The sequence below is a fragment of the Sagittula sp. NFXS13 genome (assembly GCF_040148795.1).
In the GTDB taxonomy this organism is placed as follows: Bacteria; Pseudomonadota; Alphaproteobacteria; order Rhodobacterales; family Rhodobacteraceae; genus Sagittula; species Sagittula marina.
Genome location: NZ_JAGEMH010000007.1, coordinates 126,710 through 142,124 on the forward strand (window position 1 = coordinate 126,710; position 15,415 = coordinate 142,124).

The following is a 15,415-nucleotide window of genomic DNA, read 5'->3' on the forward strand; positions in this document are numbered from 1 at the left end:
GGGATTATCCGAATGGCATAGGGCCGACGAGGCCGTGGATGAAGCCGATGACAACCAGCAGGACCAGCGACGCAACCAGGAAAATCACGTCCTTTTTGATGCTGCCCTTGGCAGGTGGGGTCCACGCGGGCTCGGCGCGATTGATGAGGAGCATCTCGACCACGGCCCAGATCCCCAAACCACCGAAAAGGACGAACGATTCCACATCGCCGTTCACCAGCAGGTGTGCCAGCGCCCAGATCAGGAAACCAATCAGCATCGGGTGGCGCATCTTGTAGAACAGCGCACCTTTCTTGGGTCCGGGAGAGAAGAAGTACAGCGCAGCAATCATCATCAGGTTGTTGATGCCAACCGTAGCTGGGTGACGCCCCCAGAAGAATGCACCCTCAGCCGCACGATAGCCCAGTGTCATCAATACGATGGACACGACCAGCGCCAGCGCAACAGCGCCCTTGCCCTTGTTGCCCATCGTGGCGCGCGCATCGGGAGCGACCCGTTTGAACAAATGCGCCGCCCACCAAAGTGCGACACCGAGAATCAAGATAAGCATGGCTTTCTCCCTTGGCTATGCGGCGCGCAATGTCGCCCGGTTCGAGGGCAGGCACAATGCGCGCAACATCAGCTTTTCGTTGGTCTGAAGCGCTTCAGGAAGCCAGCGCCGCGATGGCCTCAGCCTTGGCCAGGGTCTTGCGTGCGGTGTCCACATGCAGGTTCTCGACGATCTTGCCGTCGACCACCGCAACGCCCTGCCCTGCGGCTTTCGCCTCTTCGAAGGCTTCGATCTGGCGGCGCGCCAGGTTGATCTCGGTTTCGTCAGGGGCAAAGGCCGCATTGGTGATTTCCACCTGCGCCGGATGGATCAGCGTCTTGCCGTCCATGCCCATGTCACGCCCCTGACTGCATTCAGCTTTCAGCCCGTCGTCGTCCTTGAAGGCATTATAAACACCATCGACAATGACCTTGCCAAAGGCCTTCGCCGCGAGAACGCACAGACCCAGACCTGTCATCATGGGCAGACGATCCGCCCGAAAGCGGGCGTTCAGCTCCTTGGCGAGGTCGTTCGTCCCCATCACCATCCCCTCGAGACGCGGGTGCGCGGCGATCTCCTTGGCGTTCAGCATTCCCATCGGGGTTTCCATCATCGCCCAAAGCGGCTTGTCGGTAATCTCAGCAAGCGCATCCAAATGCGCCGGGGAATCAACCTTCGGCAGAAGAATCGCGTCGCATTCCATTTCTGCAACGGCCTTCGCGTCCTCTGCGCCCCATTCGGATTCAAGCGCGTTGATCCGAACGATGCGCGCGCGTTGACCGTAGGATCGCTTCAGCGCCTCGGCCAGCGTCGTCCGGGCGGCGACCTTTTCTTCTGGTGCCACAGCATCTTCAAGGTCAAAGATGATGGCATCAATGGTCAAACCACGCGCTTTTTCCAGCGCCCGCTCCTTGGACGCCGGAATGTAGAGAACGGACCGATAGGGGCGGGTTTCCAAGTCCATGGGGGTCTCCGTCGTGAAATAAAGTTGCGCATGAATGCACATATTTTTGCAAATCGTTCAAGGCGAAATGTGCTGCAACGCAGAAAATCGGCCGTTCTCCAAGGTATCCGTGGCATATGGGTTGCATTCGAACCATCCAGACCAACGGGCGCACGCCGCGTTAACCGGATAGTAGCTGCAACGGACGAAGGATGTTCGCATGTCGTTCGAAAGCGGCACGGATGCCACGACAGGGCTCGCGTAGGTCGGCATTCCGGGAACCGAGGGGACCCAAAAGGCGTCAGCCGGATGAATCCGAGCGCCAGCAGCCGAAAGGTGAAAATGATGACGACAAAGATGAAGATGTGCCTGCTCTCCGCCGGATTTCTGCTCGGCGCCGCCTCGCTGGTCGAAGCACAGCAATTGGAACACTGTGCACCGCGCGACAAGGTGGTGGATCGCCTTGCCGCAAAATACGGCGAAACGCGGCAAAGCATGGGGCTCGGCTCCAACAATGCCGTGATGGAGGTTTTCGCGTCTGCAGAAAGCGGTTCGTGGACGATCACGGTGACCATGACCAACGGCATCACCTGTCTCGTCGCGTCCGGTCAAGCGTTCGAAGAGCTTGCCGAGGCCCTGCCTCCCAAAGGCGACGATGCATGATTTCACCGTGGGCGCACCTGTCCCGTCAGGCCGTGCCCCGGTTCTGTTGCCCTGTCAGGTCAGCGCATCCCAGATCAATTTCGCGCCCGTCAGGGTCAGCGCCACGTAAGTTATGCCAAAGAACCAGCGCTCCGGCAGCATGTGATGCGCCTTCACGCCCAGCCACGTGCCGACCAATGCGAAGGGGATCAGTATCAGGTCCAGCATCAGCGTCTGAGCGGTGAAGATTCCCATGAAGCCATAGAAGATCGCCTTGAACAGGTTGACGGCCCAGAACACCAACACGGTGGTGGCCTGAAATTTGGTTTTCGACAGCCCCTGCCCCAACATGTAAACTGCTGCCGCCGGTCCGCCCGCATGGCTGATGAAGCTGGTAAACCCCAGCACGACGCCGGATGTCACCCCCGCCCCGGACCCAAGCCGCGCCCCCAGACGGACGAGCCCCAGCGCCCTTACCCCCTGCCACGCGACAAACAGCAACGCCACGGCTCCAATGAGCAGGCGGATCATGTCAGGATCGGCCGAGGCCCAGAACACGGCGCCCAGGATCGTGCCGGGTATCGCCCCCAGCATCAACACCTTGGCCACCCCCCAATCCCACTTCTGCCAGTAGGCCCAGAGGCTTGCCACATCCATCAGCATGAGCAGCGGCAGCATCAATCCGACAGCCATCGCCGGCGGCAATACAAGCGCGAGAATCGAGCTTGATGCGAAGGCCACGCCAGAACCGAAGCCCCCCTTTGACACGCCCGCGAACACAACCGCAGGCACGACAAATGCCATGATCGACCAGCTTAACAATTCCATGCCGCCCCCTAAACGCGCTGTATTTTCAGCGCTATAACTTTGTACACCTCTTGGTGGTAGCCCTAACACCAACAATGCTGCACTGCCGCGCTCTTGCGTTGCGCGGCCAAGCGGCGTAGCAAATTGCCAAATTCAAGCAGGACCGGAGATACATTCCATGGCCAGACCCAAGATCGCCCTCATCGGCGCAGGTCAGATCGGTGGCACACTTGCCCACCTCGCTGCAATGAAAGAACTGGGCGATGTCGTCCTCTTCGACATCGCCGAAGGCGTACCCGAAGGCAAGTCGCTCGACATCGCCGAATCCGGCCCCTCCGAGGGCTTTGACGCCAAGTTGAAGGGCACTCAGGACTACGCCGACATTGCGGGCGCCGACGTTTGCATCGTCACAGCCGGTGTCGCGCGCAAGCCTGGCATGTCCCGCGACGACCTTTTGGGCATCAACCTGAAAGTCATGAAATCCGTCGGCGAAGGCATCCGCGACAACGCGCCGGACGCGTTCGTCATCTGCATCACCAACCCGCTCGACGCGATGGTCTGGGCTTTGCAAAAGTTCTCAGGCCTGCCCACGGAAAAGGTCTGTGGCATGGCTGGCGTGCTTGACTCCGCACGGTTCCGTCACTTCCTCGCGGAAGAATTCAACGTTTCCATGAAAGATGTCACAGCCTTCGTTCTTGGCGGCCACGGCGACACCATGGTGCCTTCCCTGCGCTATTCGACCGTCGCGGGCATCCCCTTGCCCGACCTCATCTCGATGGGCTGGACCACCAAGGAAAAGATGGACGCGATCGTCCAGCGCACCCGTGACGGTGGCGCGGAAATCGTTGGCCTGCTGAAGACCGGCTCCGCCTTTTACGCGCCTGCGACCTCCGCGATCGAGATGGCCGAAGCTTACCTGAAGGACCAGAAGCGCGTCCTGCCGTGTGCCGCCCATTGTGATGGCGACCTTGGCGTAAAGGACATGTACGTTGGCGTGCCGACCGTGATCGGCGCTGGCGGTATTGAGCGTGTGGTGAACATCAAGCTCACCAAGGAAGAGCAAGAGATGTTCGATGCCTCGGTGACAGCGGTCAAAGGTCTGGTCGAAGCCTGCAAAGCTATCGACAGCTCACTGGCGTAAATCCGTCATTCGATCCAATACGAAAGCCGCCGGTCTGTCCGGCGGCTTTTTTCGTTCAGGACCAGCCGGATGGGATCATTGGTCAGCGGCCAGATTTGAAACTCCGGATGGGTTTGAGACCAGTGCGCATCCAGGCTGGTCAGGAACAGGTCGACATCATCTACACGAGCATAGGTGTGAAAACCTTCCCAAGCCGACGCGGAACCAAATCGAGCACTTCGAGCCTTTGATACTATCCCCAAGTCGCGACGTAATCATCTGGTGCAAATCCGCGCCAGCCTGTGCCGCACGTGCGCGACTGGCCAAAAAGCATCCCCACATCCTCAAAACGACGGTCGGCAGTGCTCTCAGACGCAGGGCGTTCCCCCCGGCCTCTTCCGGATTTTTGGGCATCGCGACATGCTGGGCCCTGTAAATGGACAACATCACCAAGATCCCGCGGCGTCACGTTCGGAGCGCACGACGCCCAGCTTGGCCGGCGCGTTAAAGCGTTCGGCAGTTGTCTCTTTCTTCTGCGGCTTACCATCCAAGATCCACGTAAAGTGATTCGTTGATGCAACGCATAGCTGCACCACCCGCCTGTGATCACAGCGTTTCTGGCCGTGATCACAAACTGCAAAAACCACAGAGTTTTACGTACATGCGGCAATAATCACTTCGCCCTAACGGGTTTGGTTGCCTATACCGAGGACAAATCGCAGCAACCACGGGATCATGGACTCATGAATATCCACGAATACCAGGCTAAGGCCCTCCTGCGCAGCTACGGCGCGCCTGTTTCTGACGGCCGCGCCGTGCTCAGGGCCGAAGATGCCAAGACCGCAGCAGGCGAGCTCGACGGCCCTCTTTGGGTGGTCAAGGCTCAGATCCACGCAGGCGGTCGCGGAAAAGGCTCCTTCAAGGAAGCCGAAGCCGGTGAAAAAGGCGGCGTACGTCTGACCAAGTCGGTCGAAGAGGCCGCAGAAGAAGCCAAGAAGATGCTGGGCAAGACCCTCGTCACGCACCAGACCGGCCCTGCGGGCAAGCAGGTCAACCGCATCTACATCGAAGACGGCTCCGACATTGATCGCGAACTGTACCTTGCGCTGCTCGTCGACCGGCAGACATCGCGCGTGTCCTTCGTCTGCTCCACCGAGGGCGGCATGGACATCGAAGAGGTCGCAGCCTCGACCCCGGAAAAGATCCTGTCCTTCTCCGTCGACCCGGCCACCGGCTACCAGCCGTTCCACGGCCGCCGTGTCGGCTTTGCGCTCGGCCTCGAAGGCGCCGCAATGAAGCAGTGCGTCAAGCTGATGGGCATCCTCTACAAGGCCTTCATCGAGAAGGACATGGAGATGCTGGAGATCAACCCGCTGATCGTCATGCCCGGCGGTGACCTCAAAGTGCTCGACGCCAAAGTCGGCTTCGACGGCAACGCCATGTACCGCCAGTCGGACGTGGCAGAGCTGCGCGACACCACCGAGGAGGACTCCAAGGAACTGGAAGCTTCCAAGTACGATCTGAACTACATCGCGCTCGACGGTGAAATCGGCTGCATGGTGAACGGCGCAGGCCTCGCCATGGCGACCATGGACATCATCAAGCTCTACGGCGCAGAGCCTGCCAACTTCCTCGACGTGGGCGGCGGCGCGACCAAGGAGAAGGTGACAGAAGCCTTCAAGATCATCACCTCTGACAAGAACGTCAAAGGCATCCTGGTCAACATCTTTGGCGGCATCATGCGCTGCGACGTCATCGCGGAAGGTGTCATCGCCGCGGTCAAGGACGTCGGCCTTCAGGTTCCGCTGGTTGTCCGTCTCGAAGGCACCAACGTCGAAAAGGGCAAGGAGATCATCCAGAACTCCGGTCTGGACGTGATCGCCGCCGACGACCTCAAGGACGGTGCCGAAAAGATCGTCAAAGCGGTCAAGGGCTAAGCGTCCCTCGGGGCAGCGACAAGAGAGCATCAGATGCAACCGATTTCCCATCATATGTCCAACGAAGCGCGGCAGGCTTTCTGTCCCGTTTCCGCGGCTGTGCGGGAACCGGTTGCGGCTTTCACGGGTTACCTCTGCAACGGAGGTACACGTGATGTTGAAGAAACTGCGCAAAAGCAATCTGGACGAAGCCAAGGAAGCCGCCTTGCCGGTGCCCAGCAAAAGAGCGCGCATGTCGCCTCTGGTGTATGGTGCCGGGATGATTGCAGCAGGTCTTCTGCTCAAGAAGGTCAATCCACGCTTTGGGACACTGCCCAATCCCCTTCAGTACGGCGCTTCGCGCAAGAAAAGCAGGGGGGTGAAGGCTGCGACCTTCGCACGGGACCGCGCGGCGAACTTTGCGCCGGGCAATGTCACCACCAAGCTTGGCAAGTCGCTGATACTCGGCGGCGCAGCCATGCTGACCGCGCGCATTCTGGACGAGGCCGTCGGCCGCAAGCTCTGACGCCTGCCCCCATTTCCATCAACAAACATGACGACCCCGCCATTTCGTGGCGCGGGTCGTCTTTGCATGCGCCATCGCATGTGCCTCATTTGGCTGGGCACACCCCGGCCTTTTCCCAATAATCTTACGAAGAAAGCGACACACATGGCCGTTCTCATCGACGAAAACACCAAGGTCATCTGCCAGGGTCTCACCGGCTCGCAGGGCACCTTCCACACCGAGCAGGCGATTGCCTACGGCACCAAGATGGTCGGCGGCGTGACGCCGGGCAAAGGCGGGCAGACCCACCTCAACCTGCCGGTCTTCAACTCCGTGCACGAAGCCAAACACGTGACCGAGGCGAACGCCTCCGTGATCTATGTTCCGCCGCCCTTCGCAGCGGATTCGATCCTCGAAGCCATCGACGCCGAGATGGAGCTGATCGTATGCATCACCGAGGGCATTCCGGTGCTCGACATGATGAAGGTGAAGCGCGCGCTGGAGACGTCCAAATCCACGCTCATCGGCCCGAACTGCCCCGGTGTCATCACGCCCGGCGCCTGCAAGATCGGCATCATGCCCGGCCACATCCACAAACGTGGCAGCGTCGGTGTCGTGTCCCGGTCCGGCACCCTGACCTACGAGGCGGTCAAGCAGACCTCCGACAGCGGTCTGGGCCAGACCACAGCCGTCGGCATCGGCGGCGACCCGATCAAGGGCACCGAGCATATCGACGTCCTGGAAATGTTCCTCGCCGACCCGGAAACCCAGTCGATCATCATGATCGGTGAGATCGGTGGCTCCGCCGAGGAAGAAGCGGCGCAGTTCCTTGCCGATGAGCGGAAAAAAGGCCGCTGGAAGCCGACCGCCGGCTTCATCGCGGGCCGCACAGCGCCTCCGGGACGCCGCATGGGTCACGCCGGTGCGATCGTCGCAGGCGGCAAAGGTGGCGCCGAGGACAAGATCGAAGCCATGCAATCCGCAGGCATCGTGGTGGCAGACAGCCCCGCGACCCTCGGCGAAGCCGTGCTCAAGGCCATCGGCTGACGCAAAAGCGGGCCGTCCGGGCTTGTCCCGACGGCTCCGCGACCCAATGTTCAAGGTATTGGCCAGACACGCATTTTGGCCAATACCCACCCCGCCCCGGACCGCTTCCGGAGTGTCACGACGGAAACCCGCCAACGGAACCTCGGGTCTCCCTTTTGCCACTCCGCTGGTCGAACACAAAAGGACGCGCAACCCATGACCGACCAAAGCCCCAACGATCAATTCCATGCCTCCTCCTTCATGCAGGGGCACAATGCCGAGTACCTCGAACAGATGTACGCGCGCTATGCCAACGACCCCAATGCGGTGGATGATGCATGGAAGGCGTTCTTCGACCAGATGGGCGACGACGACAGCGCCGTCACGCAGGAGGCCGAAGGCCCCTCTTGGGCGCGCAAGGACTGGCCGCCGCAGCCCACGGACGATCTGACCGCCGCGCTGACCGGTGAATGGCCCATGCCCGCCGTCCCGGCAGAGGCCAAAGGCGCCGCCAAGAAGATCGCTGCCAAGGCGGATGAAAAGGGTGTTCAGGTCTCCAACGAAGCGATCCAACGCGCTGTGCTGGATTCGATCCGCGCGCTGATGATCATCCGCGCCTACCGGATCCGGGGCCACCTCGCCGCCGACCTCGACCCGCTGGGTCTGCGCGACACGTCGAACCATCCGGAGCTCGATCCCAAGTCTTACGGTTTTACCGAAGCGGACATGGATCGCCCGATCTTCATCGACAACGTGCTGGGTCTGCAAATCGCGTCGCTCCGCGAGATCGTCGCCATCGTCAAACGCACCTACTGCGGCACCTTCGCGCTGCAATACATGCACATCTCCGACCCAGAACAGGCGTCCTGGCTGAAGGAACGTATCGAGGGCTACGGCAAGGAAATCCAGTTCACCCGCGAGGGCCGCAAGGCCATCCTGAACAAGATGGTCGAGGCAGAGGGCTTCGAGAAATTCCTTCACGTCAAGTACATGGGCACCAAGCGCTTTGGCCTCGACGGTGGGGAAAGCCTGATCCCCGCGATGGAGCAGATCATCAAGCGCGGCGGCAACCTCGGCCTGAAGGACATCGTCATCGGCATGCCGCACCGCGGCCGTCTGTCTGTCCTCGCCAACGTGATGCAAAAGCCGTACAAGGCGATCTTCAACGAATTCCAGGGCGGCTCGTTCAAACCCGAGGATGTGGACGGCTCCGGCGACGTGAAATACCACCTCGGCGCGTCCTCCGACCGTGAGTTCGACGGCCACCCCGTCCACCTGTCGCTGACCGCGAACCCTTCCCACCTGGAGGCGGTGAACCCCGTTGTTCTGGGTAAGGTCCGCGCCAAGCAGGATCAGCTGAACGACACCAACCGCACGCAGGTCATGCCAGTACTGCTTCACGGCGATGCGGCCTTTGCCGGTCAGGGTGTTGTGGCGGAATGCTTTGCCCTGTCAGGTCTGCGCGGGCACCGCACCGGCGGCACCATGCACATCATCGTCAACAACCAGATCGGCTTTACCACCGCGCCGCACTTCTCGCGGTCCTCGCCCTACCCGACGGACAACGCGCTGGTCGTCGAGGCGCCGATCTTCCACGTCAACGGCGACGATCCGGAGGCCGTGGTCCACGCCGCCAAGGTCGCGACCGAGTTCCGCCAGAAGTTCGGCAAGGACGTGGTGCTCGACATCTTCTGCTACCGCCGCTTTGGTCACAACGAGGGCGACGAGCCCATGTTCACCAACCCGGTCATGTACACCAAGATCAAGAAGCAGAAGACCACGCTGACCCTGTACACGGAACGTCTGGTCAAGGACGGCCTGATCCCGGAAGGCGAAATCGAGGATATGAAGGCCGCGTTCCAGGCGAAACTGAACGAGGAGTTCGAAGCCGGTAAGGTCTACAAGCCCAACAAGGCCGATTGGCTGGACGGGCGCTGGTCACACCTCGACAAGCAGAAAGAGGGCAAATACCAGCGCGGCAAGACCGCCATCAGCAAGGATACCCTCGCTGATGTGGGCAAGGCGCTCACCACCATTCCCGACGGCTACCCGATCCACAAAACCGTGGGCCGTCTCATCGATGCGCGCGCCAAGATGTTCGAAACCGGCAAGGGCTTTGACTGGGCCACCGCAGAATCCCTGGCCTTTGGTTCGCTTCAGCTCGAAGGATACCCGGTGCGTCTGTCCGGTCAGGACAGCACGCGCGGCACCTTCTCGCAACGCCATTCGGCCTTCGTGAACCAGGAGACCGAGGAACGGTATTACCCGCTCAACAATATCCGCGAGGGTCAGGCGCGTTACGAAGTCATCGACTCGGCGCTGTCAGAATACGCGGTGCTTGGCTTCGAATATGGCTTCTCGCTGGCGGAACCCAACGCGCTGACCCTTTGGGAAGCCCAGTTCGGTGACTTTGCCAACGGCGCGCAGATCATGTTCGACCAGTTCATCTCGTCGGGTGAATCCAAATGGCTGCGCATGTCGGGCCTCGTCTGCCTGATGCCGCACGGGTTCGAGGGTCAGGGACCGGAGCACTCCTCCGCTCGTCTCGAACGCTTCCTGCAGATGTGTGGTCAGGACAACTGGATCGTGGCGAACTGCTCGACCCCGGCGAACTACTTCCACATCCTGCGCCGCCAGCTGCATCGCAGCTACCGCAAGCCGCTGATGTTGATGACGCCGAAGTCGCTGCTGCGCCACAAGCTCTGCGTCTCTGATGTCGACATGTTCACCACCGGGTCGTCCTTCCACCGCGTGCTGTGGGACGACGCCGAGGCAGGCATCTCCGACATCAAGCTCAAGCCCGACAACGAGATCAAGCGCGTCGTCATGTGCTCCGGCAAGGTTTACTACGATCTGCTCGAAGAGCGTGACAGCCGCGGCCTTGATGATGTGTACCTGCTTCGTGTGGAACAGTTCTATCCCTTCCCGGCGATCAGCCTCGTCAAGGAGCTGGAGCGTTTCTCCCAGGCCGAAATGATCTGGTGCCAGGAAGAGCCCAAGAACCAGGGCGCGTGGCACTTCATCGAGCCGAACATCGAATGGGTTCTGGGCCGCATCAAGGCCGAGTATTCTCGTCCGCGGTACGTGGGCCGCGCCACATCCGCGTCGCCCGCCACCGGCCTCGCGTCCGCACACAAGGCACAACAACAGGCGCTCGTCGACGAAGCGCTGACGATCGAAGGATAACTGAAGATGACCGAAGTACGCGTCCCCACCCTGGGCGAATCCGTATCCGAGGCGACCGTCGCCACCTGGTTCAAGAAACCCGGTGACAGCGTCGCAGTAGACGAGATGCTCTGTGAGCTGGAAACCGACAAGGTGACGGTCGAAGTCCCCTCCCCCGTGGCGGGCACACTGTCCGATATCGTCGCGAACGAAGGCGACACCGTGGGTGTCGATGCTCTGCTGGCGAATGTCTCCGAGGAAGGCAACGCAGGCCCCGAGGAAACCAAGCCCCGCGAGGAGAAAGCCACATCCGAAGACGGCCCTGCGTCCCCCTCCAAAGGCAGCGAAAGTGTCGACGTGATGGTGCCGACCTTGGGCGAGTCCGTGTCGGAGGCCACCGTCTCCACCTGGTTCAAAAAGGTCGGCGACAGTGTGGAGCAGGACGAAATGCTCTGCGAGCTGGAAACCGACAAGGTCTCCGTCGAAGTGCCCGCACCGACGTCCGGCACGCTGACAGAGATCCTCGCCGAAGAAGGCTCCACCGTCGAAGCAGGCGGCAAGCTGGCTGTGATGGGTGGCTCCGGCGGCGCATCGGCCTCCCCGTCCAAAGCGCCTGACGACAACCAGTATTCCACCCCGGACGCTGGCAACGCAGGCCCCGGCAAGGACATCAAGGACGGTCCCGCCGCTGAAAAGGCCATGGCCGAAGCAGGCGTGAAGCGTGACGACGTCAAAGGCACCGGCAAGGACGGTCGCGCGACCAAGTCCGACGTGGCGGCTGCCGTTGCGGCTGCGAACTCCGCGCCGAAAGCCTCCTCCGCCCCGGCGAGCGCCCCGCGCGCCCCGTCCCCCGCAGAAGATGCCGACCGCGAAGAGCGCGTAAAGATGACGCGCCTGCGTCAGACCATCGCGCGCCGCCTGAAGGATGCGCAGAACGCCGCCGCGATCCTGACCACCTACAACGAGGTGGACATGACCGAGGTCATGGCCCTGCGGAACCAGTACAAGGACCAGTTCGAGAAGAAGCACGGCGTGCGTCTGGGCTTCATGTCCTTCTTCACCAAGGCGTGCTGCCACGCTCTGAAAGAGGTCCCCGAGGTCAACGCCGAAATCGACGGCACCGAGATCGTCTACAAGAACTTCGTCCACATGGGCGTGGCCGCGGGCACGCCGCAGGGTCTGGTCGTGCCGGTCATCCGTGACGCGGACAGCATGTCTTTCGCCGAGATCGAAAAGGCCATCGGTGAAAAGGGCAAACGCGCCCGCGACGGCAAGCTCTCCATGGCGGAAATGCAGGGCGGCACCTTCACCATCTCCAACGGTGGTGTCTACGGCTCGCTGATGTCCTCACCGATCCTGAACCCCCCGCAGTCGGGCATCCTCGGCATGCACAAGATCCAGGACCGTCCGATGGTCGTCAATGGCGAGATCAAGATCCGCCCGATGATGTACCTCGCCCTGTCCTACGATCACCGCATCGTCGACGGCAAAGGCGCCGTGACCTTCCTCGTGCGCGTCAAGGAAGCGCTGGAAGATCCGCGCCGCCTGCTGATGGACCTGTAATCCACGGATAGATATCTCTTTCGGCGGGCGTGATAGAACATGCCCGCCCATGCCCCGGCTGGCGCTTTGTCACTGGAAACGAGCAGAAGCTAACACCTCATGATTGCTTCAGACCGATACATCGACGCCATCCGCCGCCGTCGCGCCCTCTCCCTGCCCGGTTACAGAACTCTCGCAGAGGAAGGCTTCGACGGCGATTATGTCTCGCCCATCCAGATGACCTCCGGCAATCTCTCCGGGCCGATGATCATCTCGAAAGACTGGCTCGACGCCCCGTCGGCCAATGCCAATCGTGCGATCCTGACGCAGCAGGGCTACCTGCCGGGCAACCCCTACAACCGCGTGATCGACAAGGTGCTCGACCTCGTGGGCCTGACACGCGCCGACATCTACATCACGCCTGTCTTTGCACTGCTGACCGCCACACGCTCCTCCGTCATCCCGATGAAGGACAAGCGCGCCTCGTTCGAGGCGGTGGGCCAGTACGAATTGATGGGCCGGCGTCCCATTGCCTGCGGGACAGATGCCGCCAGCGTCCTACGTGGTTTCGGTATAGACCATATCGAAACCATACATCCCTCGGCGCGCGGCCTGACCTTTGATGACCGCGCCGCCCGGATCGCCAAAGCCCTGGAGGCCGCATGACCACTCAACTCCTTCTCAAGTACGATCATTTCGACCAGTCTGCCTTTGACGCCGATGCAGAGGCGCGCGGACAGGCGGGCCTGACCTTGTTGCAGATGTGGAAAGAAGGCAGCGCACGTTGGGCCCTGTTCACCGTGAACGATGGGCAAAAGGCCCGCGACTGGCTGTCCAAGGAAAGCGCGCTGAGCCATCCGCCCGCCGCCTCGCACATGCTGGAGACCCTGTGATGACCTATGAGCTGGCCGCCCTCGCCGCCACGGTGTTGATCCACGTCTTTGCCGTGATGTGGTCGCAGAAGTCGCTGGAGGCCGACATTGGCCACGAAGGCAACCTGAAGCCCCGTGACGGAGACCTCGACCTTGGCCAGCGCACCCAGCGTCTGCGTCGGGCCTTGGGCAACCATACGGAGAACATCGGCCCGTTCATCATCGCCGTGGTGCTGGTACAGTTCACCGAAACCAACGGCTGGTTCACGGCGCTGTGCGCGTGGATCTTTGTGGTTGCACGGGCGCTGTACCTGCCGGCCTATGCCTTTGGCTGGGTGCCGTGGCGGTCGGTGATCTTCATGACCGGCTTTGTGGCGACCATCGCCATGATCGTCAGGAGCCTGTTTGGATGACCCCTGAATTGACAGCCCTCGTTCTGGTCGCGCTGCTGCAGGTGGCCACCTTCGTTGCCTATTCGATCACGGCGCAGATGCAGGTGGGGCGCGGCTATGCGCTGTCGCCCCGTGACACGCCGCGCACTTTGACCGGCAAGGCCGGGCGGCTGCAACGCACCATGGCCAACAGCTTTGAGGCGCTGATCCTTTTTGCGGTCGCCGTGATGGCCGTGACCTACGCCGACAAGACAGGGGGTGCCACGGCCATCGCCTCCGCGCTTTTTCTCATCGCCCGCGTGCTTTACGTTCCGGCTTATGTCTGGGGCTGGACACCGTGGCGCTCGCTCATCTGGCTGGTCGGTCTGTTCTCAACGGTGTTCCTGCTGATCTGGAGCTTGTTGTGACGCAGCGCCCACCGCGTATTCTTAATCCGAAAATCCCGGGGTAGATGGGTCAAAGTCCCTGAGGGGCCGCGCCCTTCCCCCCGTTACTGAAAGGAACCGACAATGTCCCAATACGACGTCATCGTCATCGGCGGAGGCCCCGGTGGCTACGTTGCTGCCATTCGCGCCGCTCAGCTGGGTCTGAAAACCGCCTGCGTCGAAGGCCGTGAAACGCTCGGCGGCACCTGCCTGAACGTGGGGTGTATCCCGTCCAAGGCCCTGCTGCACGCCAGCCACCAGCTGCACGAGGCAGAGCACAACTTTGCCAAGATGGGCCTCAAGGGCAAGACGCCCTCCGTCGATTGGAAGCAGATGCTGTCCTACAAGGACGACGTGATCGGCCAGAACACCAAGGGCATCGAATTCCTGTTCAAGAAGAACAAGGTCGATTGGCTGAAGGGCTGGGGCTCCATCCCCGAGGCAGGCAAGGTCAAGGTCGGTGACGACGTCTACGAGGCCAAGAATATCCTGATCGCCTCCGGCTCCGAGGTGGCATCGGTTCCCGGTGCCGACGTGACCGTGGACAATGACAAGGGCGTTGTTGTCGACAGCACCGGCGCGCTGGCCCTGCCCAAGATCCCCAAGAAGATGATTGTCATCGGCGCAGGTGTGATCGGCCTTGAAATGGGGTCGGTCTACAAGCGTCTTGGCGCCGAGGTGCAGGTGATCGAGTTCCTCGACCATGTGACCCCCGGCATGGACGCCGAGGTTCAGAAGCAGTTCCAGAAGATCCTGACCAAGCAGGGGCTGGAGTTCACCATGGGCGCCGCCGTGTCCAAGGTCGAGGCGACGGCGAACAAGGCCACCGTCACTTACACGCTGCGCAAGGACGAGTCCGAGCACACCGCAGAGGCCGATGTCGTGCTGGTCGCCACCGGGCGCAAGCCATTCACCGATGGTCTTGGCCTCGACGCGCTGGGGATCGAGATGACCAAGCGTGGCCAGATCGCCGTCAACAGTGAGTGGAAGACCAATGTCGACGGCATTTACGCCATCGGTGACGTGGTCGAAGGGCCGATGCTGGCGCACAAGGCCGAAGACGAAGGCATGGCCGCCGCAGAGGTCATCGCCGGCAAGCATGGCCATGTGAATTACAACGTGATCCCGTCGGTGATCTACACCACGCCTGAAGTCGCCGCCGTGGGCAAGACCGAGGCGCAGCTCAAGGAAGAGGGCAAGGCCTATAAGGTCGGCAAGTTTTCCTTCATGGGGAACGGCCGTGCGAAGGCCATGTTCCAGGGCGAAGGCTTCGTCAAACTGCTGGCCGACAAGGACACCGACCGCATTCTGGGCTGCCACATCATCGGTCCCATGGCGGGCGACCTGATCCACGAGATCTGCGTCGGCATGGAGTTTGGTGCATTAGCAGAGGACATCGCCCTGACCTGCCACGCGCACCCGACGTTTTCCGAGGCTGTGCGAGAGGCCGCGCTGGCCTGTGGCGACGGCGCGATCCACGCGTAACACTGTTGCAATCAACGAAAAGGGGCGGCCTGACAGGTCGCCCTTT

The 15,415-nt window shown here is 61.4% G+C and carries 15 protein-coding genes; 12 read left to right on the forward strand and 3 right to left on the reverse strand.

Going from position 1 to position 15,415, the window contains the following annotated elements:
• Positions 1-4: 4 nt before the first annotated feature.
• Together J4E08_RS15075 and J4E08_RS15080 are read right to left on the reverse strand one after the other, a co-directional pair.
• A complete protein-coding gene (locus J4E08_RS15075; protein ID WP_349539202.1) occupies positions 5-550 on the reverse strand; it encodes an NnrU family protein in 546 nt (181 codons plus the stop codon).
• A gap of 94 nt (positions 551-644) precedes the next feature.
• Positions 645-1,493, reverse strand: a complete 849-nt coding sequence (locus J4E08_RS15080; protein ID WP_349539203.1) for an HpcH/HpaI aldolase/citrate lyase family protein — start codon at positions 1,491-1,493, stop codon at positions 645-647.
• Between the two features lie 324 nt (positions 1,494-1,817).
• Here J4E08_RS15080 and J4E08_RS15085 point away from each other — a divergent pair, with 324 nt between their 5' ends.
• Positions 1,818-2,135, forward strand: coding sequence for a hypothetical protein (locus J4E08_RS15085; RefSeq protein WP_344716383.1), 318 nt, complete (start codon positions 1,818-1,820; stop codon positions 2,133-2,135).
• A 54-nt stretch (positions 2,136-2,189) separates the two neighbouring features.
• On the opposite strand, the gene J4E08_RS15090 is transcribed toward J4E08_RS15085, so the two are convergent.
• A complete protein-coding gene (locus J4E08_RS15090; RefSeq protein WP_349539204.1) occupies positions 2,190-2,942 on the reverse strand; it encodes a sulfite exporter TauE/SafE family protein in 753 nt (250 codons plus the stop codon).
• 157 nt (positions 2,943-3,099) lie between these two features.
• Between J4E08_RS15090 and mdh the strand changes: the two genes are divergently transcribed.
• The 11 genes from mdh to lpdA all read left to right on the forward strand — a co-directional run bounded on the left by mdh (position 3,100) and on the right by lpdA (position 15,369).
• On the forward strand, positions 3,100-4,062 hold the full coding sequence (gene mdh / locus J4E08_RS15095) for a malate dehydrogenase (RefSeq protein ID WP_183966019.1): 963 nt from the start codon (positions 3,100-3,102) through the stop codon (positions 4,060-4,062).
• A 722-nt stretch (positions 4,063-4,784) separates the two neighbouring features.
• Entirely contained in the window at positions 4,785-5,978 is a 1,194-nt protein-coding gene (sucC, locus tag J4E08_RS15100) for an ADP-forming succinate--CoA ligase subunit beta (protein WP_183966017.1), read from the forward strand.
• 154 nt (positions 5,979-6,132) lie between these two features.
• On the forward strand, positions 6,133-6,483 hold the full coding sequence (locus J4E08_RS15105) for a hypothetical protein (RefSeq protein ID WP_183966014.1): 351 nt from the start codon (positions 6,133-6,135) through the stop codon (positions 6,481-6,483).
• A gap of 144 nt (positions 6,484-6,627) precedes the next feature.
• Positions 6,628-7,509, forward strand: coding sequence for a succinate--CoA ligase subunit alpha (gene sucD, locus J4E08_RS15110; RefSeq protein ID WP_183966012.1), 882 nt, complete (start codon positions 6,628-6,630; stop codon positions 7,507-7,509).
• A gap of 195 nt (positions 7,510-7,704) precedes the next feature.
• Positions 7,705-10,674, forward strand: coding sequence for a 2-oxoglutarate dehydrogenase E1 component (locus J4E08_RS15115; RefSeq protein WP_349539205.1), 2,970 nt, complete (start codon positions 7,705-7,707; stop codon positions 10,672-10,674).
• Positions 10,675-10,680: 6 nt separating this feature from the next.
• On the forward strand, positions 10,681-12,216 hold the full coding sequence (gene odhB / locus J4E08_RS15120; RefSeq protein WP_349539206.1) for a 2-oxoglutarate dehydrogenase complex dihydrolipoyllysine-residue succinyltransferase: 1,536 nt from the start codon (positions 10,681-10,683) through the stop codon (positions 12,214-12,216).
• 99 nt (positions 12,217-12,315) lie between these two features.
• Positions 12,316-12,861 carry a hypothetical protein gene (locus tag J4E08_RS15125; RefSeq protein WP_349539207.1) on the forward strand — a complete coding sequence of 182 codons (546 nt, stop codon included), beginning with the start codon at positions 12,316-12,318 and terminating at the stop codon, positions 12,859-12,861.
• Positions 12,858-13,088: a hypothetical protein gene (locus J4E08_RS15130; RefSeq protein WP_183966002.1), complete on the forward strand. Its 231-nt coding sequence runs from the start codon at positions 12,858-12,860 to the stop codon at positions 13,086-13,088. Before J4E08_RS15125 ends, J4E08_RS15130 begins: the two co-directional genes overlap by 4 nt.
• Positions 13,088-13,480, forward strand: coding sequence for an MAPEG family protein (locus J4E08_RS15135; protein ID WP_349539208.1), 393 nt, complete (start codon positions 13,088-13,090; stop codon positions 13,478-13,480). The genes J4E08_RS15130 and J4E08_RS15135 overlap by 1 nt, the downstream gene beginning before the upstream one ends.
• The gene (locus J4E08_RS15140) at positions 13,477-13,866 is read left to right on the forward strand and encodes an MAPEG family protein (RefSeq protein ID WP_349539209.1); all 390 of its coding nucleotides are present in this window, start codon (positions 13,477-13,479) and stop codon (positions 13,864-13,866) included. Before J4E08_RS15135 ends, J4E08_RS15140 begins: the two co-directional genes overlap by 4 nt.
• A 102-nt stretch (positions 13,867-13,968) precedes the next feature.
• Positions 13,969-15,369, forward strand: a complete 1,401-nt coding sequence (gene lpdA / locus J4E08_RS15145; protein WP_349539211.1) for a dihydrolipoyl dehydrogenase — start codon at positions 13,969-13,971, stop codon at positions 15,367-15,369.
• Positions 15,370-15,415 lie beyond the last annotated feature (46 nt).